The sequence below is a fragment of the Trinickia sp. genome, from assembly GCF_051953955.1.
Lineage (GTDB): Bacteria > Pseudomonadota > Gammaproteobacteria > Burkholderiales > Burkholderiaceae > Trinickia.
The window spans coordinates 1-26670 of sequence record NZ_JBQCIF010000075.1; the positions used below are offsets into that span (position 1 = coordinate 1).

The window sequence follows — 26670 nt, forward strand, 5'->3', positions numbered from 1 at the left end:
GCTGACCGAACTGACGCTGGCCGCGTTCGCTACGTTGGCGTGGAGCCTATTGCCGGACGGGCCGGTGCGCGCGGGTGCGTTCCTACTGGCAACGACGACGTGGATCGGCACGCTGACGATCAATGCCAGTCCGTTCATGCGTTTCGACGGCTACTTCCTGCTGTCCGATTGGCTCGACATGCCGAATCTGCACGACCGCGCTTTTGCCTTCGGCCGGTGGTGGATGCGCGAGCGGCTGTTCGGTCTGCGCGATCCGCAGCCCGAGCCGTGTGCGCCGCGGCGCCGGCGCTTCTTGATCGGGTTCTCGTTTGCGACTTGGCTCTATCGGCTCGTGGTGTTCTTCTCGATCGCCCTGGTCGTTTATCACACGTTTTTCAAGGCGCTGGGACTGGCGCTGTTTTGCGTCGAGTTCGGGTGGTTCATCGCGCGGCCGATCGTGCGTGAAGTGACGGCGTCCTGGCAGCACCGCACCGCGTTGCGCTGGTGCCGCGAGACGCGGCGCACCGCGGCGGTGGGCGCAATGTTGCTCGCGTTCGTCGTGCTGCCGTGGCACGGTGGGGTCGGCGCGCCGGCCGTGCTCGGACCGTTGCACGCGCAAGGGCTCTATGTGCCGGAAGGCGCATACCTCACCGACGCGCCGATTGCGCGCGACGGGCAGCGAGCGCGTGCGGGTGACGTGCTGGCCGTGCTGGCGTCGCCTGATCTCGTACATAAGCTGAAGGCGGCGCAAGCCGATGAAGCATTGCTGCGCTGGGAAGTCGAGCAGCAGGCGTTCGATCAGCGGCTGCTCGAGCAGGGCGTGGCGCTGCATCGCCGCTGGGATGCGGCTCGGCAAACGGTCGCGGGGCTCGAGGCGGAAGTCGCGCAATTGACGCTGCGCGCGCCGTTCGACGGCCTCGTGCAAACCGATGAAGCGCTGGCCCCCGGCACTTGGCTGCCGCGTGGCGAGCACATATTCGACGTCGTCGGGGCTAAGGGCGTGAAAGGCGAAGCGTTCATCGGCGAGAACGATGCGGCGCGTGTCGCGCCCGGTGACCGCGTGACGTTCGTTGCCTCGTTGCCTGAAACGGGCGCAGTCGATTGCGTGGTGACGGCAGTGGATCGCGTCAACCTCGGTACGCTCGATGTGCCTTCGCTCGCGAGCGTCTATGGCGGGCCGCTGCCGGTCCAGCAGCAGCCGGGTACGCACCAACTCGTGCCGTTGGCGGCAACCTATCGCGTGCGAATCGGCGAGTGCCCGGCGGGCAACGCGTGGCCGCGCGAGATCACCGGTACGGCGACGATCGGCGGCGCACGGCAAAGCTTCGCTTGGCGTGGACTCAAATGGCTTGCGTCGGTGTTCGAACGCGAGGGTGGGGCTTGACAGTGACAGGGGATAGAGGGCGGCGTGCCGACTATCTGTCCAATCCAAGTGCGCAAGAATAAAGGCCCTGCGTATGCAGGGCCCTCAAGAATTGGGGGCTTGAGCCGATGGGATGCAGCAAATGTGCTACCACACCCGTACGGGTCGCGCCCCACGTAGACTGTGGATCAACGCTAGTTTGCCCGTTGACCGAACGCTAATACTATCTCGTATGCTCACAGTCGTCAATTCGCTGGAGAAAACCGCTGTTGTAAGGCTTTTAGAGTTTCTTTCGGACCGAAAGCCCTGGTATCGGTGCTTATGGGGCATCGACGTCGTGTTAGCCATGGATGAGCTGTACGAGGCCTGTGCTGTTGTGAGACAAGGCCATCTCAGTGAAGCGGCAATTAGGCGGATGGCGTCTTCGATCCAGAAACGAGTTGGGGTGCATCCTGCCTTTACCGAATCGGAAAAGCAGTTTCTGCGTCAGCAAATGCAGCAAGTGCCGCGCGCTGACAGCGCGGCTCACTTCGGGATTCGAGAGCTTTCCGTTCGCGTCGCAGCCGATTACCTCGCGCGATGGGGGAGGGCAGTCGCTGCAGGGAAGTTCACGGTCGAGCGCTTCGCTCGCAGCGTTGCCGCTCATCTGCTCGATTCAGGGTTTGCGGGTCAATATCTACACGACATCATTAAGGCTAGGCTCGCTGCGCCGGAGCCCATCACGCTGCCAGAGCTTTGCGATGCGCTGCAGGAGGAGATGTCGGCAAACCCTTTGCGGGAGTTCGACGTGTTGCTGGCCTTTGCCACTATTCCGCAACTGCCCAACGGCGTGCCCTCCTCATGGCTGCAGGGCGCGGCCGTCACGGCGTGGCTGAGAGAACAGGGCTTCGACACAGCCGGAGTCCGATCCCCGGTAGCGATGGTCGTCAAGGTGCAGGCCAGAGATGACATTGGCGCCGCGCAAGCCGCGCGCGACGAGGCTGACCGCTACGCCGCTCGCGCTCTTATTGCTACAGGGGAGCCATTGAACCGCATCCCGATGCTTTGGGTCAAAGGGAGTGCCGCCCCGGTCTTCATGAAAAGGGACTCCAGAGGCGTGGGGGTAAAGGAGCTGTTTCGAGAGGACCGCGTTTTTTCGGCCGATGCGAGCCAGAGTGTGGATGCTGCGCTGGAGCTGCTGGCGCATCTGGAAGGCAGTTCTCCGCCGGCCGCGGTGGCCGGCGGTTGGGGCGCGATCGAAGGGTTACTCGCCGACCCGAGTGACCGCGCCACCGCGGCGGACAATCTTGCCACGCTCGTCACGTGTTCTTTTCCGCGTGCTGAACTCACGGCGTTGTCTTATCGTGCGCAGTATCGGCACCCTGACCAGTGCGCAGAGCTCGAGAGCAGCCAGACAAATCGCGAGCGCTCCCGCATCGTGGCCAAGATGATCATCGACGGACGGATGCCGGAGATGCCGGGGGTTTCGGACCAGGCGGCCGTGGCTCGATTGAAGAAGCTGTTTGCGAATCCCGGCCATGAGTTGCAGACCATTCGCGAAGCGATCGGGGAGTCGTTTCACCGGCTTTATCGGCAGCGTAACTTGATCCTTCACGGCGCTCGCCTCGATAGCGTGGCGCTTACCGCTAGTCTTCGCACAGTAGCGAAGCTCGTCGGTGCCGGAATGGATCGCATCACGCACGGACACTATGTTCAAAATTTGAGGCCACTCGAGTTGGTCGCCAAGGCCAACCTGGCGCTCGCGCTCGTCAGTCGAGAGTCGCCATTGGCCTGCGTAGACTTGCTGGAAGTCAATTGATCCGGCACCAGTGGTCTTTTGTCTTCATAGCGGCCTATGCAGAGCTCGGTTTCCCCGTAAAAGCCGAAATCGGTCTGTCGACCGTCCGCTTCAATCCCGCCGAGAACGCCTTCATCCCTTCGATGAGCGATCAACGCCGTGACCCACTACGTTTGGCCCGGGCGGGCCGTGCGCGAGCGGGGATTCAGCGTGCGGCATACCGTGTTCGGTTTAGCGATGCATCAAGCCGCAGCCGTTTTCTGGGCATTGTGCCAACTAGTGAACCGCCGTCAGCCGTTACGCGGTGCTCTTGGCGGAGCAAACGATCGTCGCGCTCCGACGCGGCATCCGCGACCAGCGCAGCAAGAGCGGAAACCCGACGCATCCGATAGCGGCGACGGCGGTGACGAACGCGGCGAGGGAAGCGACGGTGCCCGGCAGCGCCGCGACGAGGTAAATGGCGAGCGAGCCCGCGATCATGTGCATCGCGCCCATGAGCCCCGAGGCGGCTCCCGCGTTGTCGGGAAAGCTCGTGACGCCGCCCGCGAACGAGAGCGGCAGCATGAAGCCATTCGCCAATGCCACGACCGACATCGCAAGAATCATCGGCACCGGTGTCGTCCCATGGAGCGCACCGGCGAGGAGCAGGCACAGCGCGCCGGCCGCGAGTATCGCGAGCCCGACGCCGATCAGCCGGTCGATGCCGTACGTCTTGGCGAGTCGCCGAGAGATCAGATTGCCGGCGATATACGTGACCGACAGGCTCATGTAGCAGTAGCTGATCGTCTTCGTCGATAACCCCATGCCGACGAGAATCACCGGTGAGGCCGCCAGATATCCGAGATAGACGGCATAGCCGACGCACAGATTGAGCGCGTACTGCCAGAACTGCGGCTTGACGAGCAGCATCGGATAGCTGAGGAACGTGCGCGCCACGTTGCTGTGGCGTGCCGTCTTCGGCACCGTCTCGGGGATATAGGCGATGAGCAGCAGCGCGGCGATGACGCCAAGCGCGGCCGTGAAGAGGAACGGCGCACGCCACGACACGTAGGCCGTGATGTAGCCGCCGACGAGCGGAGAGAGCGCCGGCGAAGCACCGACGATCGGCATGATCGTCGTGAACGTGTGAGCGGCCTTCTTCGTATCGAAGATGTCGCTGACGATCGCTCGGCCGATCACCATGCCGGCGCCCGCGCCGAGCGCCTGGATCACGCGTGCGAGCCCGAATGCCTCGACGTTCGGGGCGAGGGCGCAGCCGATCGAGGCCGCCGCATAGAGCAACATGCCGCCGATGACGAGACGGCGCCGTCCATAGGCATCGGAGAGCGGCCCGTAGAGCGCCTGCGCGAGCGCGAGGCCGACGATGTAGACGCTGAACGTGTGCTGCAGCGACGAGATCGGCGCGCCGAAGGCGTGCGCGGCGAGCGGCATCCCGGGCAGGTTGATGTCGGAGGCGACGAGTCCGCTCGCGCTCAGCAGCACGAGCGTGACGAGCAGCACGCCTTGAGGGATGGCGATACGAGACGGGTTCATGGCAATGGTTCCTTTTCTTGCGATCTTGCCGGCTGTGGAGGAGCGCCAGTCGTGGAGGACGGGGGCGAAGCTCGCGTGCGCGGGCCGAATGCATCGGGTACAGGATCGAAGCTTAATGAGGGGATATAATGCAGTCCAAGACTTAATGCGTCAGACTTGATGCAAAAAAGGACATAACATGGAACTGCAGCAGCTCCGGTATTTCGTGGCGGTGGCGGAAAGCGAGCACGTCGCGCGTGCCGCCGAGCGGCTTCATATTTCGCAATCGCCGCTCTCCCGCCAGATCCGTCAACTCGAGGATCATCTCGGGCTGCAACTGTTCGAGCGCGTCAAGCAACGCGTGCGGCTGACGCCGGCCGGGCGCGACTTCCTGGAGCAGGCGCGTGATCTGTTGAGTCGCGCCGAGCGGATGGAGGACCGGGCACGGCAGGTCGGCAAGGGCGAGGCCTGCTCGCTGTCGATCGGCTATTGCGAAGGCATCATCCACAACGGGCGGCTGCCGGCCGCGCTGCGCCATTTCCGCTCGGCGCACCCGCGCGTGAGCCTGAAGTTGGCCGCCATGCGCTCGGGCGAGCAGATCGATGCGCTCGAGCGCGCGCTGATCGACATCGCTTTCGTCTACAACTTGCCGAAGCCGAGCGAATCGCTGGCGAGCCGCCTCTTGACGAGCGAGCCGTTCGTCCTCGCGCTGGCCGACGACCACCCATTGGCGAAGAAGAGCATGATCGCGCCGAGCGATCTCGACGGCATGCCGTGGATCGCACTGCCGAAATCGATCAACCCGGCAGCGCGCGAGCGCTTTCTCGACGCCTGCGCGGCCAGCGGCTTCACGCCCGATATCCAATTCGAAGTCGCGCAGGTGTCGACGACGCTCGGGCTCGTCAGCGCGCGGCTCGGCGCAGCGGTCATGCAGGCGAGCATGCGGCGGATGAGCCCGCCCGGCGTCGTATTCAAGCCGATCGATTGGCTGCCGCTCTCTGTCCACATTCACATACTGTGGCGCGCCCGGGCACAAACGGCAGGCATGCGCCATTTCATGCGAGCGCTCGAAGAGACGGATGGGCAGACGAGCGAGGGAAGCGGCATGAGCGCCGTCAGCGCTTGATTAGGTTGTTCGAATAGGCGAGCGCTACCGCATGGCTGCGGCTCGATGCGCTTAGTTTCGTGCGGATGTTCGCGACGTGAAATTTGACCGTGCGTTCGCTGATGCCGAGAATCGCCGCGATCTCCCAGTTGGTCTTGCCTTCCTTCAACCAATCGAGCACCGTGCACTCACGATCGGTCAGCGGCGCGAATCCGGCAGGCGGCGCGCTCGCGATATCGATACGGACATCGGCGTCGCGCGGGGGGAACGAGACCGGGCGGTGCGGCCCTTCGACATTGCTCATCGCTCATCACTCCTCCGTATGCTTGGAAGCAGCATATAGCGGAGGAACCCGTTCACGCCATCGGCGGGCTCACATGGAGGCTATGTGCGATTTGCGATGCTGCTCGTCGCGCCGTGTCGTGTCGTGTCGTGTCGAAGACGCGGGCGCATCGCAAGACGGCAGCGACCCGAAGGCCGGCGCCGATTTGCCGATGACCCCAATGCTCCTCGGCCCATGCCCTCCATGCCGCCGTCACTTCGCCACGATCGTTTCAGCGTCGTTGTTGCCGGCTCCGCAGATCGGCGCCGAGAGCGCGAGCTGCGTCGAGGGGCGCCTGCCGTAGCGCAGCGCGTCCACGAACCCGGCGACGTCCGCCTTCGCTCTCGCGAGTGGCGTGGCAATGCGCGAGATGAACGCCTGGGAGGGCGTAATGATCTGAACGTTGCCCATCATCCCCGCATCCTCATGGTCGAGCACATGGCAGTGCATGACGAACTCGCCTGTGAAATCCTTGTACTGCGTGCGCATGACGACCGTGTACCCGGGCTTGATGAAGACGGTGTCCAGAAACACGCCGTGCAGCGAACAGTATTGCCGATCGCCCGTGGCAAGCTCCGCAGCCGTGCAATTGCCGCTCGAATCGTAGATCGAGACGCCGTGCGGGTCGAGAATATCGACGACCTCGAACGGATTGACGTGAATGTGGAAGACGTGACCGCCGTTGGCGCCGGCCGTCAGGTGCCACTCGTCAGTCGTGCCCAATACGCCGGTGTAGTCGATGCGCGACGGATCGTAGGTCTGGCCGTTCATCGTGAATTGCGGTGCGCCGCCCGCGAAGCCGACGTTCATGACCATCGGCACTTGCTTATCGATCGGTCCGACGAGCGGCTTTTCCGGCGCGAAGACATGGGTGTCGAGCGTGCGCAGATCGGCGAGCACGTCGGCCGGCAGATCGCGATTTGCGTCGACGAGACGATTGCGCACGTATTGCCAGTACTTCGAATGGCCAAGGCCATCGGGCGCGTAGTCGGGAATGTCGTTGCCCGGGCCGACGCGCAGGAAGGCGAGCAGGCGCCGATCTTTCACTTTGCTCGCGCCGGCCTGATAGGCGATCGTGGTGGCGGCATCGGCCGCTTCGTCGAGCACGCAGTAGAGGCCAGGCCTCGGAAACGCCGTCAGCACGTCGCGGCGATAGCCGGGATTGAGCGTCGTCACGTCTTGTTCGACCATCGCGCTGCGCGTCAAGCCGTCGTCGGCGATGTCGATCTGCTTCACGACTTCGCCGCTGCACAACTGATCGAGCGTCGTTACGCGTTGTGCGGGGCTGCGCTGGCCGGAGAGAAGCGCGCTGGCCGCTTGCGTAGCTTCGTTGACGTCTTGCGCATTGGCCGCCGCCGCATTGGTGCGGCCCAGTGCGGCGAGGTTCGCTTGGACGACCTTCAGGTTGATCGTATCGCGAGCGCCGCCGTGAACGAGTCGCCAACGCTGGATTTGGCCTGCTGGCAAGAATCCGTTGGCGGACGGGAACAGCGGCTGCACGACGCCGTTGATCTGCGTATAGCGGCCCGAGATCGCCCACGTCGAATTGTGCTGCCCCGCGTGATCCGCGCGCGGATCGGCGACGAAATTCAACTGCCCCGTGTAGTTGCGCAACTCGCCGACGCTCCCGGACGGGCAGAGCCATTCGAAGGTCGTGGGATCGGCGAGGGGCACGGTGGCTTGTGCGTTGGCGAAACAGCCGTATTCGATTTGCTGGAACAGGAAAACGTGCTCGGGGAACGACGTTCCCCAGCGTTCGTGAAGGATCGTGTCGATGTCGGCCATGCCGCCGTTCGCGGCACGACGCGCCGCCGTGCGATGACCGCGGACGATCAGCACGCCTTCCATGCCGCTCGCGGCGTCGATGGCGACCGAGCCGTGATGGTGCGAGTGATACCAGAACGTCCCGGCCGGATGATCGGCCGGGATCTGATAGACGTAGTTGGCCGAATCGCCTGGCGGCACGCTGATGAACACGTTGTCGCTATTGCCCGACGGCGAGACGTGCAGACCGTGCGTGTGCAGGTTGACCGTGTTGAAGCAGTGCGGCGTGTCGTGGGCGGCGTTGGGCGGGCAGGTCGTAGCCGATTCGGGCGGCAGCGTGTTGTTGAGCCGCACCTTGAGCGTTTGCCCTGGAACGACGTTGATCGTCGGGCCTGTGGGGCAGCCGTTGTAGCCACGCACCCTGACCTGATCGTAGGCGTTCGTCGACGGGTTGTAGATGCTGTACGACGAGTAGCTTGCATCGAGCGTAACCGTGCGGGAAGTGTCGGCGACGTAGCCAGGGCCGCTGCAGCGTGCCGGGATGGCCGTTGGCTGGGTACTCGCGCGCATGAGCGGCTGCGCTGAAGCGGGGGCGGCGCCCGGTGCGCCCTCCAAATCGACGAACGAGCGAGCCGAACTGGGCGCTGCCGATGCGAGCGTGGCGAGCGACAACGACGCGCAGGCCGCCACCGCGGCAATGACCCGAGTGAGTGACCGCATGAATAAACTCCGCGTAGCGATTTCTTGTGGGGAGTGTTGCAAGCGCGGTGTGCGGGAAATGCGATTGCCGCCGCGGTTACCACCGATTGCTCGGCAGGAAGGCTAGCAACCCGGTCATCGAAAAAAAATGGATGTACTTAAAAGCAATATTTGTTGTCCGAAAAATGCGCTTTTGTTTGGGCGACTAGGGCGACTAGGGCGCGGGCGAAGAAGGCCCCGCCAGGGTGGCCGGGTCGTCGTTAGGCGCCGGGGAAGTAGAGCTTGACGAGTGCGAGGGCGACGCCAAGCAATCCTGCTCCCTCGATCATGGGAATCCAGCGCGTTTGGAGGTTCAGCTTGCGCGTTTCGGATTCGAGCTTCGACTTTTCGGCGTCGGCCTTCAGCTTTTCGGATTCGAGCTTCGACTTTTCGGTGTCGAGCTTCGACTTTTCGGTGTCGAGCTTAGACTTTTCGGTGTCGAGCTTAGACTTTTCGGCATCGGCCTTCAGCTTCTCGGATTCGAGCTTCGATTTCTCGGTGTCGAGCTTCAGCTTTTCGGCATCGGCCTTTAGCCTCTCGGCGACGAGCTTCATGGTTTCCACCTGCAGCTTGTGGATGTCCGCGTGGAGCCTTGCGATCTCTGGGTCGGCCATCGGCCTGTCCATCGTGGTGTCCATGTTCGTCCTTCAAAAATTGGCGGGGCGCGGACGCGAAACTTCTCGGGCGTCGTGCTCGGCGCTATGGGTGCCGGACTCTGCGATCGAGTAGTCCGGTAGCGCCAAGCAGTGTGACGCAACGGGAGGAGAAGCGGCTATGGTGGACGTTTTTTCGGACGAAGTGACGTGGTCAAGCGCTTCGATTCTTGACGGGATGTCCTTATGCTCGCAATACAGTCGTGACCGATGACCGCCTTGCGAAACCAGGCTGGATCAGGACGCGGTTACTCGGGATGCCAGAGAGGCCGTATGTGGCCGCGGCATAGTCTCTACTTCTGGCTCGCGTTAAAAGCGGGAGGATTACCGAGTAACCCGCGGTATGAGATGGGGGAGGTATTCCAGCATCAGTTGCTGAACGACCTCGGCCTGTAATGGACCGTGAAGCGCTCTAGTGTGTTCTCTGTATCAGTCGAGCGCGGCCCGAGACTCTTCTGAGCATTTGAGGCAGTTTGGCGAATGAGGTACTCGCGGCCCGATTGTTGGCGCCAGAACATCGATCCGCTCACGCTGCTTGCTTCTTTTCGCGTGCGCTCTCGCTCGACGAAGACCGACTGCGCATCGATGTACTGGCGTCGCGCATCTTCCTCGATATCGGTGATCAGGTACTTTTTCAGTAAAGTTTCCATGTTTTTGAACTTATGCTGAAAACGTAAAATAATCAAATGGATGGGCTAGCCGGTGGCGCTGGAAACGATACCTTGGGTATGCTGGCCGAGGCCATGCGTCGCGGAAAATGGGATACGGCGGAGATCGAGGCGACCACGAACATTGGCAACTGAGCTGGGACACCGGCTCGCCGGTGCGTCAATGCGGTTGACACTTCATTGACAGTCGGAAAAGAAAAAGGGGTTGCGCTCACACGCAACCCCTCGACTTCTTGGTAGGCCGTACTGGATTCGAACCAGTGACCAACGGATTAAAAGTCCGCTGCTCTACCAGCTGAGCTAACGACCCAAAGAGGCGAGATTATATCGGCCCCGACTGGGCTCGTCAACATCGAACCCGGAGCCGCGACCCTCTGCCACTACTTGGTCTGCGCGAGCTTTTGCTGCGCCGCTTGCGCGACGTCCGATCCGCTGTACTCCGACAGGATCTGCTGCAACGTCCTGCGAGCCGCGGCCTTTTGCCCCTGCTCGAGTTGGTTGTTCGCAATCGCCAGCAGTGCCTCCGGCGCCCGCGGATGCTGCGGATAGTTCTTCACGATGCCCTGCCAAATGGCCGTCGAGCCCTTGTAGTCGTGCAGCGCATACAGCGCGTTGCCGAGCCAGTACTGCGCGGTCGGCTGATAAGGGCTCTGCGGATATTTGGCGATGAAGCTGCGGAATGCCGCCGCCGCACCTTTGAAATCGCCGCTGCGAAACTGCTGCGAGGCCGCGTTGAACGCATCCGTTTCACCAGGCTGCACCGTGCCTTGGACGCCGTCGACCGTCTGCGTCTGCGGCTCGAGCTTCTTGAGCCGCCCATCCAGATCGGTGTAGTAGTCCTTTTGCTGCTTCTGCAAGGTCGCGACCTGGTTCGCCAGATCCTCATTTTGTCCCCGCAGCGTCGCGATCTGCTGATTGAGCTGATCGAGGCGCCCCTGCTGATCGATCAGGGTGCGCTGTGCCGCGGAAAGCTGAGTCGTGAGGTTATCCGTCTTCGCGCGCAAGTCGAGAATGGCTTGGCGCGCCTGGTCATCGTCGAACAGACCGGCGTGGGCCGGCCCCGCGACAAACGCCGAGGCGGCCACGCATGCGGCTGCGGTACCGCGCAGCCAGGAGAAACGGTGCGTCATACGCGTTGTCACCCGTTACGAATTACTGATAGATGATATCCGCACGGCGGTTTTGCGCCCACGAAGCTTCATCATGACCGAGCGCCACCGGCTTTTCCTTGCCGAGGCTCACGGCTTCGATTTGCGACGCAGGCACGCCGTCGGCTTCCAGCGCTTGCGCCACGGCTTGCGCACGCTTCTGACCCAGCGCGAGGTTGTACTCGGCCGTGCCGCGCTCATCCGTGTTGCCTTGGATCAGGATGTGGCGTGCCGGGTGGCTCGTCAGGTAATGAGCATGCGCTTGCAGCAGCGACTGGTATTCGTCCTTGACCGAGTAGCTGTCGAAGTCGAAGTACACGCTGCGCTTGGCCAGCGGGCTGTTCGGGTTGTTCAGTTCGTCAACCGTCACGGGCGCGACCGCGTTCGGGTTCGGTTGCGTGCTGACCGCGCCTTGCGTCGGGTTCTCGTTCAGCTTCGTGCCCGAGTGGCAAGCTGCCAATGCGCTAACGAGTGCCACGGCAAACGCGATACGAAGTTTGGACTTCATTTTTTACTCTCCTTGTGTGTCATTGCATAAAAGGACCCCAAGACGGCTCGGTCACAGTGCCGCCCCGAACGGACAAGATCTGCCGCGTTCGACCATCGGTCGAAACAGCGGCCAACACGCCACGGCCGTTCACCTGAGTGGCGTAAAGAATGTACTGACCATTCGCCGCGAAGCTCGGCGATTCGTCATGTGTCGTATCGGTCAGCGCCGTGGCGACGCCGGTCTCCAGGTCCTGGACATATAGCTTGAACGCCCCGCCCACGCGCGAAATATAGGCGAGTTCCTTGCCGTCCGGGCTCACGCGCGGGCTCGTATTGTAGTTGCCCGTGAACGTCACGCGCTGCGCCGCGCCGGCGCTTTCGCCTTGCGCGGGCATCTTGTAGATCTGCGGCTGGCCGCCCCGGTCGCTCGTGAAGTAGATCCACTGGCCGTCGGGCGAGTAGAACGGCTCCGTATCGATCGACGTGCTGTGCGACAGGCGCCGCAGGCCCGTCCCGTTCGCATTGACCGCGTAGATCTGCGTGTTGCCCGTCAGCGTCAATGCAACGGCGACCGTCTTGCCGTCCGGCGACCAGGCGGGCGCGCTGTTGCTGCCCTTCTGATCGGAGATGATCACGCGGCGCCCCGTCGGCAGATCGTGAATGTAGACGATCGGCTTGCGCTTTTCGAACGAGACGTAGGCCACCTTCGTGCCGTCGGGCGACCAGGCCGGCGAGATGATCGGCTCGGGGCTCGAGAGTGCGATATGCGCGTCTTGGCCGTCCGAGTCGGAAATCTGCAGTTGATAACGGTTGCCGACTTTGACGACGTACGACAGCCGCGTCGCAAAGACGCCGCGCGTGCCGAGCAGCTTCTGATAAATGTAATCGGCGATCTTGTGCGCGGTCAGTCGCATGCTGTCCGCGGGCGTCGTGAACGACAGGCCGCCGAGGCTCTGCCCCTTGACCGTGTCGTACAGCCGGAATCGCACGTCGTACTGGCCGTTCGCATTGCGCTGCACGCTGCCCGCGACGAACGCGTTGGCGCCCTTGGCCTTCCAGGCGCCCAAATCGACGGAATCGGTTTCGGAGACGGGCGTGGAGCCGGCATCGACGATCGAAAACTTGCCGCTGCGCTGCAAGTCCTGACGCACGATTTCACTGATGGATTGCGGCGCACCCGTTTCGCCCGCGAAGTTGGCCGTCGCGATCGGATACTGCGTGGAGCCGACGCCCGTGACGAGAACGTTCAGTTGGGCGTGCGCCGCACCGGCCGCCGCGATCAGGCACGATGCCAACAAAGTCCTCAAGCCTAGCTTCGTCATCAAACTCATGCTGGAAATCCCAAAAAACGAAAAAATGGCACGACAGCAAAGAGACTACGCAATGCAGGAATCGTTCCTGACGGGGTCGGGTTCGTCGAGTCCGCCGGCATGGGGCTTGCCGCTCAGCCCGCCGGCCGCAACGTGATCAGGAACGACGCCGGCGCTTTCCCGTTGACGTCGAGCGGCATCGGGTTGGACGCGTTCACGGCGTTCAGCGCGGCCTGATCCCACTGCGGATTGCCGCTGCCTTTCTGGATCGAGGCCGACAACAACTGCCCGTCTGGCGCGCAGTGGACCGAGACGACAGTCTCGAGGCCCGCCGTTTCGCCCGCCCAAATGATGTTGGGCCGCACGCGCCGCCGCACCTTGTCGGAATAGCCGGGCGAAGCGGCCGTGCCGCCCGACCCGCTGCCAGTTCCGCTCTTCGCGAGGCCATTGCCCCCTTCGGTTTGGCCGGCCATGCCCTGCAATTGCGCGAGCCGTGCGCGCCGCTCCTGCTCGAGCTGCTGCTTCTGTTTGGCTTGCTGCTGGGCCAATGCCTTCGCCTTCGCGGCTTTTTCGGCGGCAGCCTTTTCCGCCTCGGCCTTTTTCTGCGCTTCCAACTGCTGCTGTTTCAGTTGCGCCTGCTTTTGCTGCTCCTGCTGCTCGCGTTGCTTCTCGGCCTGCGCCTGCTGCTGCTTGAGCTTTTCCGCCGCGGCCTTTTGCGCCGCGAGTTGCGCGGCTTGCTGGCGGGCGAGCGCTTCCTGACGTTTGGCTTGCTCCTGCTGCTCTTGCAGCGCCTTTTGACGCTGCTCCTCGGCCAGCTGAGCGGCGCGTTGCGCTTCCTGCTCTTTGCGCTTCTTCTCCTGCAACGCGATATCGGCTTGCTCTTGGTCGACGGGCGGCGCCGGTTGCACGCGTACGGGCGGAGCGGGGGGAGGGGGTGGCTGCGTCGGCGTGGGGGTGACGTCGGTCCAAAGCTCCGCCTCGGCACCGGCCGGCGTGCTGTTTTGCCACTGGATGCCGTGGTAGAGGAAGAGCCCGAGCAACACGTGCATCACGAGCGCCAGCGCGAATGCGCGCCAGGTGCCGCGCTCGCGAGGCGGTTGAAGCGGATAAGTGGACTTCTTGCGGTTCATTGCGATTTGACGAGCAGGCCCACGCGTTTGACGCCGCGCGCCTTCAAGTCGGACATCACGTTCATGACCGCGTCGTACTGCACGGTCTTGTCGGCGGCGATCACGACCGGTTGGTCGGGATGCGAAGCCTGTCGCTCGGTGACGAACGCGTTCAGATCGGCGCGCGTCATTTGTTGCTCCTCGGAGCCGCCCGAGTCGTCCTTGTAGCGCACGCTCATCTTGCCGTCGGCACGGATATCGACGACGACGGGGGGCGTTTGCTGCTGGGGCGCGGCGCCGCCGACCGTGGGCAGATTCACGATCGAGGGCGCGACGAGCGGCGCCGTCACCATGAAGATGACGAGCAGCACCAGCATGACGTCGATGTACGGAACGACGTTGATGTCGGCCATCGCGCGGCGCGAACGGCCGCTGCGCATGCTGGATCGGTTGGTGGTGCCGGCCATCGCGTGCTCCTTAGTGCGCCTGGCGCTGCAAGATGTTCGAGAACTCTTCGATGAACGTTTCGAAGCGAATCGCGAGGCGATCGATGTCGTGCGCGTAGCGGTTGTACGCGACGACGGCCGGAATCGCCGCAAAGAGGCCAATGGCGGTGGCCGTCAGCGCTTCGGCGATGCCGGGGGCGACGTTGGCGAGCGTGGCCTGCTGCACGTTCGCCAGACCGCGGAACGCGTTCATGATGCCCCACACAGTACCGAACAGACCGATATAGGGGCTCACGGAGCCGACCGACGCGAGGAACGCGAGGTTGGCCTCGAGCACGTCCATCTCGCGCTGGAAGGCGGCGCGCATCGCACGGCGCGCGCCGTCGAGGATTGCGCCCGGATCGTTGATCCGTCTTTCCTTGCCTTTCAAGAACTCGCGCATGCCCGATTCGAAGATTCGCTCGAGCCCGCCGATCGTGTGGCGATTGTTGGCCGCGCTTTGATAGAGCGCCTGCAAATCCCCGCCCGACCAGAAATCGCGCTCGAATTGCTCAGTTTGCGCCCGCGCGCGCCGGATGGCAAACCACTTGCGGAAGATGAACGTCCACGACATCAGCGACAGCAAGAGCAGCAGCCCCATTACCGCTTGCGCGAGCACGCTCGCGTTGAGGACGAGAGTAACGATCGACAAATCTTGTGCGTTGTTCATAAATGTATGCTTATGCGTCAGAACGGCGAGGGTCGCTGCAAGCTGCGTAAAGGGTATTGGTTGGCTGCTTGAAAGCCTTGTCGCATCAGGGCGGAGCCCGGCTCGGTATCGACCGGCACGATACTAGTTCATGACGTAGTCCTCAACGGAATTCAGGCGTTTGCCGTTGACACGCCCTCGATAAATGCATTGGGATCGCGGCGCAGTGCCTCCGAAACCGATACGGGCAGGGCGACCGGCTTGAGCGTGGCGAGATCGACGCAGCCGACGCGGATCTTGCCGACGGCAAGTAGCTCGCTGCCGCGCCGCGCTTCTTGGACGAACTCGACGCTGGCCTTTCCGAGGCGCTCGATGCGGCTCGTGATCGTCAGGGTGTCGTCCAGCCGCGCTGGCGCACGATATTGCACGGCCGTTTCGCTGACGATGAAGACGATGCCGTTGCCCTCGGCCAGCCTGCGCTGATCGACGCCGCACGCCCGAAGCCATTCCGTGCGTGCTCGCTCGAAGAACTTCAGATAGTTCACGAAAAAGACGATGCCGCCCGCATCGGTGTCTTCGTAGTAGACGCGGATCGGCCAATCGAAGCTGAATTGCACGCCGCGATGGTGGGTTGGCTGGTTCATGGCGCGGTATTTTACCGGATGCGCGGGTTGGCCTCGAAATTGCGTGAGGCGACGCGGCCAAGACGCGGCTAGGCGCCCCCTGGGCTACCCGAGCTAGGTGCCCGGAGCTACGAGCCCCGAGCTACGCGCCCCGAGCTACGCGCCCCGAGCCAATTGCCTATTGGTTGCGCTTCACATACACTAACGCGCTCATCCCTGCGTGACTGGCGATAAAACCCTCCGGGGTCAAGGTGGAGCGACCCACCGTGAAGCGCAGGGTGCCGTTTTGCCGTTCGCCTGGGCAGCCGAGTCATGGGGCGCCGACGTTCGCGTCGCCCGCGGTTGTCTTGCCCGCGCAACGGAATCATCCGCCACGTCCGGGCTGGCCTTCCGCCAGCCGCGCAAGCGTACGGCCTGTACGTATTCCGCGCACGATTCGGCCAACCTGTTCACCCTTAACGGAACGCGTATGTTTGACAGAGCCCAAAGCACCATCGCCAATGTCGATCCTGAACTCTGGAACACCATCCAGCAGGAAAACCACCGCCAAGAAGAGCACATCGAGCTCATCGCGTCGGAAAACTACACGAGCCCGGCCGTGATGGCCGCGCAAGGCTCGCAATTGACGAATAAATACGCCGAGGGCTATCCGGGCAAGCGCTATTACGGCGGCTGCGAATACGTCGACGTAGTGGAGCAGCTCGCGATCGATCGCGTGAAGGCGCTGTTCGGCGCCGAGGCGGCGAACGTGCAGCCGAACTCGGGCTCGCAGGCCAATCAGGGCGTGTTCTTCGCGATGCTCAAGCCCGGCGATACGATCATGGGCATGAGCCTCGCGGAAGGCGGTCATCTGACGCACGGCTCGCCCGTGAACATGTCGGGCAAGTGGTTCAACGTCGTGAGCTATGGCCTGAACGCGGCGGAAGACATCGACTACGACAAGGCCGAGGCATTGGCGAACGAGCACAAGCCGAAGCTGATCGTGGCCGGCGCGTCGGCGTTCGCGCTGCGGATCGATTTCGAGCGCCTCGCTAAGATCGCGAAGTCGGTCGGTGCCTATCTGATGGTCGACATGGCGCACTACGCGGGCCTGATCGCGGCTGGCGTGTACCCGAACCCGGTGCCGCACGCGGATTTCGTCACGACGACGACGCACAAGAGCCTGCGCGGCCCGCGCGGCGGCGTCATCCTCATGAAGGCCGAATTCGAAAAGCAGATCAACTCGGCGATCTTCCCGGGCATTCAAGGCGGCCCGCTCATGCACGTCATTGCCGGCAAGGCCGTCGCGTTCAAGGAAGCGCTCTCGCCCGAGTTCAAGACGTACCAGCAGCAAGTGGTGGAGAACGCGCGCGTGCTTGCCGAGACGCTCGTGAAGCGCGGCCTGCGCATCGTCTCGGGCCGTACGGAAAGCCATGTGATGCTCGTCGATCTGCGCGCCAAGAAAATTACGGGCAAGGCGGCGGAAGCCGCGCTCGGTGCGGCGCACATCACGGTCAACAAGAACGCGATTCCGAACGATCCGGAAAAGCCGTTCGTGACGAGCGGCATTCGCCTGGGCTCGCCCGCGATGACGACGCGCGGCTTCGGCACGAAGGAAGCCGAGCAAGTGGGCAACTTGATCGCCGACGTGCTCGAGAATCCGGAAGACGCCGCCACGATCGAGCGCGTGCGCGCGCAAGTGGCCGAGCTCACGAAGCGGTTCCCCGTTTATCGCTGATCGCCCATGCGCTGCCCCTTCTGCCGGCACGAAGATACGCAAGTCATCGACTCACGCGTATCGGAGGACGGCGCCGCGATTCGGCGGCGCCGCCGCTGCCCCGCCTGCGACAAGCGTTTCACGACGTACGAGCGGGTGGAGCTCACGCTGCCGGCCGTCGTCAAGAAGGATGGCAGCCGCAGCGAGTTCGACCGCCGCAAGATCGCCGCGAGCATGCGGCTTGCGCTGCGCAAGCGGCCTGTGTCCGCCGAGGCGATCGATGCGGCGGTGGCTCGCATCGAATACCAACTGCTCGGCAGCGGGGAGCGCGAAGTTCGCAGCGAGCGGCTCGGCGAGCTCGTAATGAACGAGTTGCTCCAACTCGACAAGATCGCCTACGTGCGTTTTGCTTCCGTGTACCGGCGCTTCGAAGACGTGTCCGAATTCGAGGACGTGATCGAGGAGTTTCGCCGGCCCAAGCAAGAGAAGGCCGCGCGTAAGCGGTAGTTCGTATCCGTAAGCGGGCGCCCAAAAGATTGATGCAATCAATCGATGCACCATTCTCGGCCGCACGCGCACTCGCGCGCTACTAGGCCGAACGGAGGATGGTGCCGTGTGCGTACTCCCGATAGATTGGCGACATGCCGATGCGGGAGTGATGCAACATGCAACAACGATTCAAGGGAGGCTGTGGCGGCGGGCCTTGGCGTAAGCGGTCGCGTTGCCGCGGGTTCTCGCTCGTCGAACTGCTGATCGTCACTGTGCTCGCGGCATCCGCAGCGGTGTTGGCGGGTCCGATGTTCTCCGAGTGGCAGGCGCGTGATCGTGTGGACGGTGCGGCCAGGGCGCTGCTCGCGAGCCTGACGTTCGCTCGCGGCGAGGCCATCGCCCGCGGAACACCCGTGTTCGTATGTCCAATCGGCAGCGTGGCGCGCTGTCCGACAGTGGGGCACGCTTGCGCTCGCAATGCGCCGCCGTGGTCGTGCGGATGGGCTGTGATCGCGGAGCAGGCGGGCGTCGGCAAAGCGTTGCGCGTTCATCCACGCTTGACCGGGGTTTCGATCGCCGCGGCGCGAAGTGCAGTTGCATTCACGCCGCCTGCCGGCCAAGTGATCGGCGGCTTTCGCCACTTTGAATTCACGGCGGTAGGCGTTCGCGTCAGAGGCAGCGAGGCTCGATTGCGCCGATGCATTCGCATTGCAGCGGGTGGGCGCACGAGGCTCGCACAAGGCACTTGCAAGGAGCCGGCCGGAGCATGAGTGCGGTCCGAGCGAATGGCTTCCGTGCGACGGCTCTTCCCCCGCGAGTCGTCGGCGCCCGAGGGGGCCCGTGCACAGGTGCCTCGCTGCTCGAAGTGCTCGTTGCCATTTCGTTGCTCGCGATCTCTCTTCTTGGCCTCGCGGCGGCTCAACTCGCGGCGCTGCGCGACGCCGATGCGCAGTCCGAGCGCGAGCGTGCCGTTTGGATCGCGGTGTCGATTGCCGAAGCGAAAGACTCATCCGTGCGCCCCGCGGCCATTCCAGGGCGCTGGCATGCGCACGCGGCTCAGGTGTTGCCCGCTGCGCGCGTTTCGATCGTCGAAGATACGAAGGATATCGGTGCGGTCGTCGTGCATTGGGAAAACGCCGTCAGGGCATCTGAGCAAGCATGGTCATCGAATGGCGGTGCTTGCGCGCGTTTAGAGGGACACGCGTTTGCGAATTGCATCGCATTGCCGTTCGCGAGAGGCGAATGATGGCGCCCGTCGCGAATGCCAACGGGAATGCGACTGCGACTGCCGCCGCTGAACCGAGGCAGCGGCGTCAGGCGGGGTATCTGCTGCTCGAATGGCTGATCGCGGCAGCGCTAGGGCTCGTCGTCCTCGCCGGCGCGCTGACGCTGTATCGCATGCAGCATGAGTCGTTCATGCGTGCTGCTGACGCTGCCCGGATGCGCGAAGCGGGTGCTGCCGCGCTGACGCTCGTTGGGCAACAGATCCAAATGGCCGGGTATGCGCCTCTTGATCAGCCGGCGCTTCGTGTGCGCGTGACGCCGGGCCTCATCGGCTGTCAGTCCGCGTTGCCTGCTGTCGGCATGACTCACGAGAACGTTGGCTGCATGAGCGAGTCGTCGGATGGCGCCGGCTCCGATGCAGCGATCGTGCGCTATGCGGACGACGGGGTGGCCACCTGGCCCGACGCGTCCGGTGAACCGACCGATTGTTTGGGCCAGGGCGTGCCGCGCCACGGTGGCCACGCTGTGATCGTCAATCGGTTCTATGTCGGGCGGCCCAATCGGCGAGCCGAACCCGAGCTCTATTGCGTGGGCAACGGAAGCGCGCGCGGTCCGCAACCCATCGTCGAGGGCGTCGATCGCATGGAGCTGCGCTATTGGTTGCGCGGCGCGGACGAGCCGGTACGAGCAGACGCCGTTGCGTCCATGCAGTGGGCCGACGTCGTGGCGGTCGATCTGTGCGTCGTCGTGCGCGGGCGGCGAACAAGCGCGGCTCGCGGTTTCATCGATTGCCGGGGGAGGCAGGTGCCAAGCTGGGACGGGCGCGAAAGGCTCGCGTTGTCGCGACATCTTGCCCTCCGTAATCCAGCAGGGGGCGCAGCGCCATGAATCGGCCGAAAAGACATCGGCCAGAGGGCGGCGCGCCGTGAGCGCGCGGAGACGAGCGGTGCGCCGACGATGGCGGGCGGACGCTGACCAAGGCGCAATGCCACCGCAGGCTGCCGCTATCGCCGGCCAGCGTGTGCGCGTTTGCCGGCAACATCGAGGCGTCGCGTTGCCCGGCGCATTGCTGCTTGCCTCGATGATGCTGACGACGTCGGCCGTCTGGCTCGAAGCGTCGATCGCTCACAGGGGTCACGGCATCAACGTGCATGAGCACCTGCGCGCGACGCAGGCGGCAAACGGCGCGTTGACCCTCTGCGCGCGCGACTTGCACGCGGGCGTCGCCCCCGTCGTGCCCGCGCGCAGCGGTGCGCCCATGCAATGGAGGCACGCCGAAATATTCGGGAGCTCATGGGCGTACGAGCCGGTGCAGTCGTGGCCTGGGTCGGCTCGCGCTCCACAGTGCGTCATCGAAGCGGCGCGGGTGGAAGGCGATCCGGATGCGCGCGCCTATTGGATTACCGCGCGCGGATTCGGCGCGGCGCGCTCCTCGCAGGCATGGCTCCAACTGATGATCGTGCATCAGGGCGGCCGGGAGCGGCGAGCGTGGCGGCGCATCGTGGTGGCCCCGATCGTGGGTTGAACAGCAAGGAGGCGCATGGAGCCGAGCAAATCGTCGAGCGGTTTTTCGTTGCTCGAACTCATCATCGCGCTTGCCATGGCCGCGGTGCTGGCGGCCTATGCCGTGCCGTCGTATCAGACTTATGCGGCGCGCGGCCATCGGGTCGACGCGGTCGTTGCGCTCCATCGAGCCGCGCAGTATGTGGCGGCGATGGCCAACGGCGGCGCGAGCGGCGTTGGCATCGGGCCGGTGCCCGCTCTGCCGCCCGGTTTGGACCGGGCACCGGCACTCGGGCGTGTCGCTTATCGGCTGGAGCTGGTGCCTGCCTCACCGCTCAACGGCGGTTACGAGTTGCGCGCGGTCCCAACGGACGATGGCCCGATGCGCGGCGACGCGTGCGGCACGTTTGTGCTCGATGGGCTCGGCACGCGGTCCAATTCGAGCCCGGCGGCAAACGCTCGAAGCGTCGAAAGATGTTGGTCGGGTCGCGCCGCATGAGCGGCCGCTGCTGCGCTGCCCGGTCTTGTAGCAAAGCAGCAAAGCAGCAAAGCAGCAAAGCAGAAAGGGAAGTCTGCTGTTCGAGCAGGGCCGTGCCGTTAAGACGCGCCGCCAGGGGCATCCTCGTCCGCTTGCTGCGGCGCCTCCTCGCGCTGCTCGCCGCCCTTACGAGAGAAGTAGCTCACCGCGCGCAGTCCCGCCCAAGCGGCGGCGCCCACGGCTCCCCACTTGAGCACGGGTTTCGCGCCTGCCGCGACGGTGGCGACCGTCGCGCGCAGCGGCTTGCCTAGCGCGATCGAAACGAGTGAGCTGACGAGCGGATGCTGAAAGACCCAGTCGCTGAGCGTCGCATTCACGCCCTGTCGCGAGCGCTTGCTGCGCATGACGCCGAGGCCTGGCACGAGCAGCTTGAGCCAGCCGAGGTTCGAGAATTTTCGATGAAGCTCCGCGCGCGCCTGCACGAACTCCGCACGTTCGACTTCCGCGCGCAGCAGCAGCAACTCTTTGCGGACCGCGCGCATTTGCGGCGTGCTCGCGTCCCGAATCGGGGAGCGCTGGCGATGGGCCGAGTTGGGCGAGGTGGATTCGTTCATGGGAGGAGGGAGCAGTCGAGCAAAAGGGCCGAGAGCCGAGGCGGTCCGCGCAGCGCGATCTGCTTCGCGGGCCGGCCTGTGCTCACGGTTCGCGGAACATGTCGCGGTCCTTCTCGAATTCGCGCAACGTGGCTTCAAAGACGATCGGCGCGGCATGCAAGCCGGCGCGCGCTCGGATGGCGCAAATCACCGCCCCTAGCGCGTAGACGGCCGTAATGCCGGCCAGCACTTGCCAGCGATAGGTGTCCCAGAAGGCGGCGGCGATCAAGGCGGTCAAGCTGATGAGCGCCATCATCGCGAAGATGGCGGCAACGAGCCCGAGGAAGATCACGGCGATGAGCCGTTCGCGCTCCTCGGCCAGCTCGATGCCGATCAACTCGAGCCGCGCGTGGAACAACGCGACGACCGATGCGATCATGCGGCGCAACGGCCCGTGGCCGGCATGCTGCTGTGAATGCGTATCGTTTGGCATGGATGGGCGAAAAAGCGTGCTATGCGACGGCCGCGCACAGCGGCGGCATCAGCCGGGCATTCGCTGCCCGGCGCCGTCCGCGGCTCGGCGAGAACGCGAAGAGAGGCAAAGGCGCGAGCCACCCTCTCTTCGCGCGCGAGCGCGGTTACTTGCGGTTGATCAGCAGGCCGACGACGACGCCGACACCGGCCGCGATGCCGATGGCCGTCCATGGATGTTCATGGACGTAGTCGTCCGTGGCGCGCACCGCCTTTTTGCCTTTTTCGACGACGACGACTTGGACGTCCGCCGCTTTTTCCCTCGCTTGCTTCAAGCGGCTCAGCGCCGTTTCGCGCAGCTCGGAGGCACGTTCGCCCGTCGCGCTCGCGGCTTGCTTCAACAGATCCTCGGCGTCCGCGAGGACGTTTCTGATATCGGACATCAATCTCTCCTTGTTGACTTCTGACATAAGTGCCCCCTTGTACCTTTCACGCGAGCATCGTACCAAAGATAGGCCTGCGACTGCGCCACCACAGCGATTGGTTTGCGATGTGCATGAATCGTTCCCGTCGGCGAACGCGTGGCATGTCCGCAGCTTGCGCATGGTGTGCGGCAATGGCCGAGACATCGAGCAGTGTCGCGCGATCGCGGCGAAATTACAAAGGGGAGATGGCGGAAGGGACGGTGGACAACCGCTGAGACCGAGGCGAAACGAAGGCGTTCGCGCGTCGGCCGTGTGCGATGCCGGCCGCCGGGGCGGGCTCAACGCTCGACGCAGGCCTTCTTCGGCTCGAACAGCGGGCCTTGAACGAAGCGGGCCCCGAACTGGGCCAGCGCGTCGAACTGCATTTCCGTGGCGACGCGATCGAAAATGAGCGGAATGCCGAGCCGGTTGGCGTAAGCGATCAGCGGCTTGGCCATGGCGTCGCGCAGCACGGCCCCGCCGTCGATCTTGATGAAATCGAGCCGGGCCATGTCGGATACCGACAAGATATGCCCGGCATTGGGCAGATTGCCGGCGACCTTGAAGCCGTAGCGCTGATAGCTGTTCGCGAGATAGCCGAGGAACGTGCGGTGCGCGACGGCCGCGCTGGGCAATTCGATGATCACCCGCCCGGGATTGAGCCCGAACCCGATCAGCACCGAGGAGAAGTGCTGCCCGTGATCGTATTTCACGCTCTTGAGCAGCCGCTCGTGCACGCGCAGGAACAGCATTCCGTGACGCTGCGCGCCGAAGAAATTGATCGCATGGAGCGTGCGCGCCAGGCGGTCCAGCGCGACGAGGTCGCGGTCGTCGCCGGCGGCGTCGAACGGATCGAACGGTAGGCCGTCGGCGCGTTCGGTCAGCGCCTGGAAGCCGAGTTCGTCGCCGAAGCGGTCCGCCTGCCCGGGCGAGCTCCAAAGCGTCTGCATGCCGCTCATGCTGACGTCGAAGATCGGCTGATAAACGCTTTGCAGCCGCACGTCCCGAAAACGCGCGAACGCCACCGCCTCGCGTTCGTCGAGCGATACGTGCTCGCGCAAAGTGGGGTGTTCGGCGGCTCGCGCAACGAGCGCGGGAATGGTCGGCGGGATCATCGGAGAAATGGAAGCGCAGCTTCGATAGTACCAGGCCGCGCGTCATCGGCATCAGCCAAATACTTATATCGACAGTACCGGCCATTGTTCCATCGGGGTTTACGTTTATTTAACAATACGTAATCCGTTTTACTATTCGTAAATTGTGCGCGCGCCCGCTAAAGCGAAGGCCTGAGCAGCGCTTCATCGTTTCAACGGAGAACTCAATCATGCAGGACGCCTCTCGCCGCGATACCCGAGCCGGCTATCAGTCGGGCTTCGCCAACGAATTCGCTACCGAAGCGCTGCCGGGCGCGCTGCCGGCCGGCCGCAACTCGCCGCAGCGTGTGCCTTATGGCCTCTATGCGGAGCAGCTCTCGGGCACGGCTTTCACGGCGCCGCGCGCGCACAACCGTCGCTCGTGGCTCTATCGGATTCGGCCGGCCGCCGTCCATCGGCCATTCGTGCCGTTCGAGGCGCAGGGTAGCGGAGCGCCCGGTGCGAGCGCGGGCCAGCCTCGACTCATCGCCAATTTCGCGGATATGCCCGCGACGCCGCCCAATCAACTGCGCTGGGACCCGCTGCCCATGCCCGCGCAACCGACGGACTTCGTCGAAGGACTCGTCACGATGGCGGGCAACGGTGCGGCCGAGGCGATGTCGGGCTGCGCGATCCATCTGTACGCGGCAAATCGGTCGATGCACGATCGCTTCTTCTACACCGCGGACGGCGAACTGCTGATCGTTCCGCAGGAAGGGCGCCTGCGCATCGCAACCGAGATGGGCGTGCTCGACGTGGAGCCTTGCGAGATCGCCGTCGTGCCGCGCGGCATTCGCTTCGCCGTCGCGCTCGTCGACGGAGAAGCGCGTGGCTACGTCTGCGAGAACTTCGGCGCGCTCTTGCGTCTGCCGGATCTCGGGCCGATCGGCTCGAACGGCCTCGCCAATCCGCGCGATTTCCTGACGCCGCACGCGTCCTACGAGGACCGCGAAGGCGCGTTCGAGCTCATTGCCAAATTGAACGGGTGCCTATGGCGTGCCGACATCGGCCATTCGCCGCTCGACGTCGTCGCCTGGCATGGCAACTACGCGCCCTACAAGTACGATTTGCGGCTGTTCAACACGATCGGCTCGATCAGCCACGATCATCCCGATCCCTCGATCTTTCTCGTGCTGCAGGCGCAAAGCGATACGCCGGGCGTCGACACGCTCGACTTCGTCATTTTTCCACCGCGCTGGCTCGTCGGCGAAGACACGTTCCGTCCGCCCTGGTTCCACCGCAACGTCGCCAGTGAGTTCATGGGGCTCGTGCACGGTGTCTACGACGCCAAGGCCGAAGGCTTCCAGCCGGGCGGCGCGAGCCTGCACAACTGCATGTCGGGCCACGGTCCCGATGCCGCCACGTTCGAGAAGGCATCGAGCGCCGATACGTCGCAGCCCCAAAAGGTCGGCGATACGCTCGCATTCATGTTCGAGACGCGCACGCTGCTCAAGCCGACGCGGTTCGCGCTCGGCAGCGCACAGCTGCAAGCGCATTACTTCGAGTGCTGGCAAGGATTGAAAAAGCATTTCAACGCGGAGCGGCCGTGAGCATGAGCATGGGCATGATGAGCGATTTTTCGAAGGAGCTGGCGGCGACGCGCGATCCCGCCAAGCGCAGTTGGCTCGCGTCGGCGAACGTGCCGACGTGCGACTTCCCGATTCAAAACCTGCCGTTCGGCATCTTCAGCGAAGCGCGCGATGCGAGGCCCCGGGTGGGCGTCGCGATCGGCGATGCGATCGTCGATCTCGCCGCGTTGCGCGCGGCGGGGCACCTTGAGCTCGATGGCGGCATCGATGCCGATGAACGCGAAGACGTCTTCGCGCGTGCATCGCTCAACGCGTTCATCACGCTGGGCCGCGACGCATGGCGCGGCGTCCGCATGCAACTGAGCATGCTGCTCGATGCGGCGAATCCGGCCTTGCGCGACGATGCGGCGCTGCGCGAGCGCGTGCTCGTGCCGATGCAAAGCGCGACGATGCATTTGCCGGTCGACATCCCCGGCTATACCGATTTCTATTCGTCTAAGGAACATGCGACGAACGTCGGTTCGATGTTCCGCGATCCGAAGAATGCGCTGCTGCCGAATTGGTCGGAGATGCCGATCGGCTACAACGGGCGCGCGTCGTCGGTCGTCGTCAGCGGCACGAGCGTGCGCCGGCCGATGGGGCAATTGAAGCTGCCCGATCACGAGCGCCCGATCTATGGTGCGTGCCGCAAGCTCGACATCGAGCTCGAGACGGGCTTCATCGTCGGACGCGGCAACGCGCTCGGCGAGCCGATCGCCTGCGACGACGCGCAGGACCATATCTTCGGGATGGTGCTGCTCAACGATTGGAGCGCGCGCGATATCCAGCAATGGGAGTATGTCCCGCTAGGTCCGTTCAACGCGAAGTCGTTTGCGACGACGATCTCGCCCTGGATCGTGACGCTCGACGCGCTCGAGCCGTTCCGCGTCGCCCAGCCGGAGCAGACGCCGGAGCCGTTGCCGTATCTGCGGCACGCGGGCCAGCATGCGTTCGACGTCGCACTCGAAGTGCGGTTGCGGCCCGACGGCACCGACTGTGCGACGACGATCGCGCGCACGAACTTCAGGCACATGTACTGGACGATGGCGCAGCAGCTCGCGCATCACACCGTCTCCGGCTGCAACACCCGCGTGGGCGACCTGATGGGCTCGGGTACGATCAGCGGGCCGACGCCCGATTCGTTCGGCTCGCTGTTGGAGCTCACGTGGAACGGCGCGCGGCCGATCGAGCTCGACAGCGGGGGCACGCGCACGTTCATCGTCGATGGCGACGAATTGACGCTCGCCGGCTGGTGTCAGGGCGACGGTTATCGCGTCGGCTTCGGAACGTGCGTCGGCAAGATCTTGCCGGCCCGGGGTTGATCGCGTGCAGCAGGCAGCCGCCGTCGTCGGACGGT

The 26670-nt window shown here is 64.1% G+C and carries 28 protein-coding genes, 1 tRNA gene and 1 riboswitch; of the genes, 12 read left to right on the forward strand and 17 right to left on the reverse strand.

Annotated features, from left to right (window positions below):
• Together ACTHNZ_RS14075 and ACTHNZ_RS14080 are read left to right on the forward strand one after the other, a co-directional pair.
• Positions 1–1363, forward strand: a 1363-nt coding sequence (locus ACTHNZ_RS14075; RefSeq protein ID WP_440543113.1) for an efflux RND transporter periplasmic adaptor subunit, incomplete at its 5' end; no start/stop codon positions are given.
• A 211-nt stretch (positions 1364–1574) separates the two neighbouring features.
• The gene (locus ACTHNZ_RS14080) at positions 1575–3140 is read left to right on the forward strand and encodes an integrase (RefSeq protein WP_440543114.1); all 1566 of its coding nucleotides are present in this window, start codon (positions 1575–1577) and stop codon (positions 3138–3140) included.
• 276 nt (positions 3141–3416) lie between these two features.
• On the opposite strand, the gene ACTHNZ_RS14085 is transcribed toward ACTHNZ_RS14080, so the two are convergent.
• Positions 3417–4652, reverse strand: a complete 1236-nt coding sequence (locus ACTHNZ_RS14085) for a multidrug effflux MFS transporter (protein WP_440543115.1) — start codon at positions 4650–4652, stop codon at positions 3417–3419.
• Between the two features lie 178 nt (positions 4653–4830).
• On the opposite strand from ACTHNZ_RS14085, the gene ACTHNZ_RS14090 reads away from it, so the two are divergent.
• Positions 4831–5757 (forward strand): LysR substrate-binding domain-containing protein, encoded by a 927-nt coding sequence (locus ACTHNZ_RS14090; RefSeq protein ID WP_440543116.1) that lies wholly within the window; start codon positions 4831–4833, stop codon positions 5755–5757.
• On the opposite strand, the gene ACTHNZ_RS14095 is transcribed toward ACTHNZ_RS14090, so the two are convergent.
• The 12 genes from ACTHNZ_RS14095 to ybgC all read right to left on the reverse strand — a co-directional run bounded on the left by ACTHNZ_RS14095 (position 5747) and on the right by ybgC (position 15715).
• Positions 5747–6040, reverse strand: coding sequence for a helix-turn-helix domain-containing protein (locus ACTHNZ_RS14095; RefSeq protein ID WP_440543117.1), 294 nt, complete (start codon positions 6038–6040; stop codon positions 5747–5749). The two genes, ACTHNZ_RS14090 and ACTHNZ_RS14095, sit on opposite strands and share 11 nt — an antisense overlap.
• A gap of 231 nt (positions 6041–6271) precedes the next feature.
• Positions 6272–8542, reverse strand: a complete 2271-nt coding sequence (locus ACTHNZ_RS14100) for a multicopper oxidase family protein (RefSeq protein WP_440543118.1) — start codon at positions 8540–8542, stop codon at positions 6272–6274.
• Between the two features lie 239 nt (positions 8543–8781).
• Positions 8782–9198: a hypothetical protein gene (locus ACTHNZ_RS14105; RefSeq protein WP_440543119.1), complete on the reverse strand. Its 417-nt coding sequence runs from the start codon at positions 9196–9198 to the stop codon at positions 8782–8784.
• Positions 9199–9581: 383 nt separating this feature from the next.
• On the reverse strand, positions 9582–9863 hold the full coding sequence (locus ACTHNZ_RS14110; RefSeq protein WP_440543120.1) for a hypothetical protein: 282 nt from the start codon (positions 9861–9863) through the stop codon (positions 9582–9584).
• Positions 9864–10115: 252 nt separating this feature from the next.
• A tRNA-Lys gene (locus ACTHNZ_RS14115) sits at positions 10116–10191 on the reverse strand.
• Positions 10192–10261: 70 nt separating this feature from the next.
• Positions 10262–11011 carry a tol-pal system protein YbgF gene (gene ybgF, locus ACTHNZ_RS14120; protein ID WP_440543121.1) on the reverse strand — a complete coding sequence of 250 codons (750 nt, stop codon included), beginning with the start codon at positions 11009–11011 and terminating at the stop codon, positions 10262–10264.
• Positions 11012–11033: 22 nt separating this feature from the next.
• Positions 11034–11537 carry a peptidoglycan-associated lipoprotein Pal gene (gene pal / locus ACTHNZ_RS14125; protein ID WP_440543122.1) on the reverse strand — a complete coding sequence of 168 codons (504 nt, stop codon included), beginning with the start codon at positions 11535–11537 and terminating at the stop codon, positions 11034–11036.
• A gap of 19 nt (positions 11538–11556) precedes the next feature.
• Entirely contained in the window at positions 11557–12849 is a 1293-nt protein-coding gene (gene tolB, locus ACTHNZ_RS14130; protein ID WP_440543123.1) for a Tol-Pal system beta propeller repeat protein TolB, read from the reverse strand.
• 113 nt (positions 12850–12962) lie between these two features.
• Entirely contained in the window at positions 12963–13958 is a 996-nt protein-coding gene (gene tolA / locus ACTHNZ_RS14135) for a cell envelope integrity protein TolA (RefSeq protein WP_440543124.1), read from the reverse strand.
• Positions 13955–14404: a protein TolR gene (gene tolR, locus ACTHNZ_RS14140; protein ID WP_440543125.1), complete on the reverse strand. Its 450-nt coding sequence runs from the start codon at positions 14402–14404 to the stop codon at positions 13955–13957. Before tolR ends, tolA begins: the two co-directional genes overlap by 4 nt.
• Positions 14405–14414: 10 nt before the next feature.
• Entirely contained in the window at positions 14415–15092 is a 678-nt protein-coding gene (gene tolQ / locus ACTHNZ_RS14145; protein ID WP_440535537.1) for a protein TolQ, read from the reverse strand.
• Positions 15093–15244: 152 nt separating this feature from the next.
• Positions 15245–15715 carry a tol-pal system-associated acyl-CoA thioesterase gene (gene ybgC, locus ACTHNZ_RS14150; protein WP_440543126.1) on the reverse strand — a complete coding sequence of 157 codons (471 nt, stop codon included), beginning with the start codon at positions 15713–15715 and terminating at the stop codon, positions 15245–15247.
• A 189-nt stretch (positions 15716–15904) separates the two neighbouring features.
• Positions 15905–16004, forward strand: a riboswitch (ZMP/ZTP riboswitch).
• 159 nt (positions 16005–16163) lie between these two features.
• Here ybgC and glyA point away from each other — a divergent pair.
• From glyA to ACTHNZ_RS14185, 7 genes are all read left to right on the forward strand, one after another.
• Complete coding sequence (gene glyA / locus ACTHNZ_RS14155) at positions 16164–17411, forward strand: serine hydroxymethyltransferase (RefSeq protein WP_440543127.1); 1248 nt, start codon at positions 16164–16166, stop codon at positions 17409–17411.
• A gap of 6 nt (positions 17412–17417) precedes the next feature.
• Positions 17418–17897 carry a transcriptional regulator NrdR gene (nrdR, locus tag ACTHNZ_RS14160; RefSeq protein WP_440543128.1) on the forward strand — a complete coding sequence of 160 codons (480 nt, stop codon included), beginning with the start codon at positions 17418–17420 and terminating at the stop codon, positions 17895–17897.
• Positions 17898–18055: 158 nt separating this feature from the next.
• Positions 18056–18649 (forward strand): GspH/FimT family pseudopilin, encoded by a 594-nt coding sequence (locus tag ACTHNZ_RS14165; protein WP_440543129.1) that lies wholly within the window; start codon positions 18056–18058, stop codon positions 18647–18649.
• A complete protein-coding gene (locus ACTHNZ_RS14170) occupies positions 18646–19125 on the forward strand; it encodes a type IV pilus modification PilV family protein (RefSeq protein WP_440543130.1) in 480 nt (159 codons plus the stop codon). Before ACTHNZ_RS14165 ends, ACTHNZ_RS14170 begins: the two co-directional genes overlap by 4 nt.
• The gene (locus ACTHNZ_RS14175; RefSeq protein WP_440543131.1) at positions 19122–19991 is read left to right on the forward strand and encodes a PilW family protein; all 870 of its coding nucleotides are present in this window, start codon (positions 19122–19124) and stop codon (positions 19989–19991) included. The genes ACTHNZ_RS14170 and ACTHNZ_RS14175 overlap by 4 nt, the downstream gene beginning before the upstream one ends.
• A gap of 97 nt (positions 19992–20088) precedes the next feature.
• Positions 20089–20628 (forward strand): pilus assembly PilX family protein, encoded by a 540-nt coding sequence (locus ACTHNZ_RS14180; protein WP_440543132.1) that lies wholly within the window; start codon positions 20089–20091, stop codon positions 20626–20628.
• A 15-nt stretch (positions 20629–20643) separates the two neighbouring features.
• The gene (locus ACTHNZ_RS14185) at positions 20644–21105 is read left to right on the forward strand and encodes a type IV pilin protein (RefSeq protein WP_440543133.1); all 462 of its coding nucleotides are present in this window, start codon (positions 20644–20646) and stop codon (positions 21103–21105) included.
• Positions 21106–21203: 98 nt separating this feature from the next.
• Here ACTHNZ_RS14185 and ACTHNZ_RS14190 read toward each other — a convergent pair whose 3' ends face one another.
• The 4 genes from ACTHNZ_RS14190 to ACTHNZ_RS14205 form a co-directional block, all read right to left on the reverse strand.
• Positions 21204–21698: a DUF3318 domain-containing protein gene (locus ACTHNZ_RS14190; RefSeq protein ID WP_440543134.1), complete on the reverse strand. Its 495-nt coding sequence runs from the start codon at positions 21696–21698 to the stop codon at positions 21204–21206.
• Positions 21699–21780: 82 nt separating this feature from the next.
• Positions 21781–22170 (reverse strand): phage holin family protein, encoded by a 390-nt coding sequence (locus tag ACTHNZ_RS14195; RefSeq protein ID WP_440543135.1) that lies wholly within the window; start codon positions 22168–22170, stop codon positions 21781–21783.
• A 145-nt stretch (positions 22171–22315) separates the two neighbouring features.
• On the reverse strand, positions 22316–22618 hold the full coding sequence (locus tag ACTHNZ_RS14200; RefSeq protein ID WP_440543136.1) for a DUF883 family protein: 303 nt from the start codon (positions 22616–22618) through the stop codon (positions 22316–22318).
• A 293-nt stretch (positions 22619–22911) separates the two neighbouring features.
• Positions 22912–23727 carry an EAL domain-containing protein gene (locus tag ACTHNZ_RS14205; RefSeq protein ID WP_440543137.1) on the reverse strand — a complete coding sequence of 272 codons (816 nt, stop codon included), beginning with the start codon at positions 23725–23727 and terminating at the stop codon, positions 22912–22914.
• Between the two features lie 209 nt (positions 23728–23936).
• Here ACTHNZ_RS14205 and hmgA point away from each other — a divergent pair, with 209 nt between their 5' ends.
• Positions 23937–25295 (forward strand): homogentisate 1,2-dioxygenase, encoded by a 1359-nt coding sequence (gene hmgA, locus ACTHNZ_RS14210; protein ID WP_440543138.1) that lies wholly within the window; start codon positions 23937–23939, stop codon positions 25293–25295.
• A gap of 17 nt (positions 25296–25312) precedes the next feature.
• The gene (gene fahA / locus ACTHNZ_RS14215) at positions 25313–26635 is read left to right on the forward strand and encodes a fumarylacetoacetase (RefSeq protein WP_440543154.1); all 1323 of its coding nucleotides are present in this window, start codon (positions 25313–25315) and stop codon (positions 26633–26635) included.
• Positions 26636–26670 lie beyond the last annotated feature (35 nt).

Coding starts and splice junctions, on each gene's coding strand:
- ACTHNZ_RS14080 (WP_440543114.1), top strand. CDS start 1,575: ATGCTCACAGTCGTCAATTCGCTGGAGAAAACCGCTGTTGTAAGGCTT.
- ACTHNZ_RS14085 (WP_440543115.1), bottom strand. CDS start 4,652: ATGAACCCGTCTCGTATCGCCATCCCTCAAGGCGTGCTGCTCGTCACG.
- ACTHNZ_RS14090 (WP_440543116.1), top strand. CDS start 4,831: ATGGAACTGCAGCAGCTCCGGTATTTCGTGGCGGTGGCGGAAAGCGAG.
- ACTHNZ_RS14095 (WP_440543117.1), bottom strand. CDS start 6,040: ATGAGCAATGTCGAAGGGCCGCACCGCCCGGTCTCGTTCCCCCCGCGC.
- ACTHNZ_RS14100 (WP_440543118.1), bottom strand. CDS start 8,542: ATGCGGTCACTCACTCGGGTCATTGCCGCGGTGGCGGCCTGCGCGTCG.
- ACTHNZ_RS14105 (WP_440543119.1), bottom strand. CDS start 9,198: ATGGACACCACGATGGACAGGCCGATGGCCGACCCAGAGATCGCAAGG.
- ACTHNZ_RS14110 (WP_440543120.1), bottom strand. CDS start 9,863: ATGGAAACTTTACTGAAAAAGTACCTGATCACCGATATCGAGGAAGAT.
- ybgF (WP_440543121.1), bottom strand. CDS start 11,011: ATGACGCACCGTTTCTCCTGGCTGCGCGGTACCGCAGCCGCATGCGTG.
- pal (WP_440543122.1), bottom strand. CDS start 11,537: ATGAAGTCCAAACTTCGTATCGCGTTTGCCGTGGCACTCGTTAGCGCA.
- tolB (WP_440543123.1), bottom strand. CDS start 12,849: ATGAGTTTGATGACGAAGCTAGGCTTGAGGACTTTGTTGGCATCGTGC.
- tolA (WP_440543124.1), bottom strand. CDS start 13,958: ATGAACCGCAAGAAGTCCACTTATCCGCTTCAACCGCCTCGCGAGCGC.
- tolR (WP_440543125.1), bottom strand. CDS start 14,404: ATGGCCGGCACCACCAACCGATCCAGCATGCGCAGCGGCCGTTCGCGC.
- tolQ (WP_440535537.1), bottom strand. CDS start 15,092: ATGAACAACGCACAAGATTTGTCGATCGTTACTCTCGTCCTCAACGCG.
- ybgC (WP_440543126.1), bottom strand. CDS start 15,715: ATGAACCAGCCAACCCACCATCGCGGCGTGCAATTCAGCTTCGATTGG.
- glyA (WP_440543127.1), top strand. CDS start 16,164: ATGTTTGACAGAGCCCAAAGCACCATCGCCAATGTCGATCCTGAACTC.
- nrdR (WP_440543128.1), top strand. CDS start 17,418: ATGCGCTGCCCCTTCTGCCGGCACGAAGATACGCAAGTCATCGACTCA.
- ACTHNZ_RS14165 (WP_440543129.1), top strand. CDS start 18,056: ATGCAACAACGATTCAAGGGAGGCTGTGGCGGCGGGCCTTGGCGTAAG.
- ACTHNZ_RS14170 (WP_440543130.1), top strand. CDS start 18,646: ATGAGTGCGGTCCGAGCGAATGGCTTCCGTGCGACGGCTCTTCCCCCG.
- ACTHNZ_RS14175 (WP_440543131.1), top strand. CDS start 19,122: ATGATGGCGCCCGTCGCGAATGCCAACGGGAATGCGACTGCGACTGCC.
- ACTHNZ_RS14180 (WP_440543132.1), top strand. CDS start 20,089: ATGCCACCGCAGGCTGCCGCTATCGCCGGCCAGCGTGTGCGCGTTTGC.
- ACTHNZ_RS14185 (WP_440543133.1), top strand. CDS start 20,644: ATGGAGCCGAGCAAATCGTCGAGCGGTTTTTCGTTGCTCGAACTCATC.
- ACTHNZ_RS14190 (WP_440543134.1), bottom strand. CDS start 21,698: ATGAACGAATCCACCTCGCCCAACTCGGCCCATCGCCAGCGCTCCCCG.
- ACTHNZ_RS14195 (WP_440543135.1), bottom strand. CDS start 22,170: ATGCCAAACGATACGCATTCACAGCAGCATGCCGGCCACGGGCCGTTG.
- ACTHNZ_RS14200 (WP_440543136.1), bottom strand. CDS start 22,618: ATGTCAGAAGTCAACAAGGAGAGATTGATGTCCGATATCAGAAACGTC.
- ACTHNZ_RS14205 (WP_440543137.1), bottom strand. CDS start 23,727: ATGATCCCGCCGACCATTCCCGCGCTCGTTGCGCGAGCCGCCGAACAC.
- hmgA (WP_440543138.1), top strand. CDS start 23,937: ATGCAGGACGCCTCTCGCCGCGATACCCGAGCCGGCTATCAGTCGGGC.
- fahA (WP_440543154.1), top strand. CDS start 25,313: ATGAGCGATTTTTCGAAGGAGCTGGCGGCGACGCGCGATCCCGCCAAG.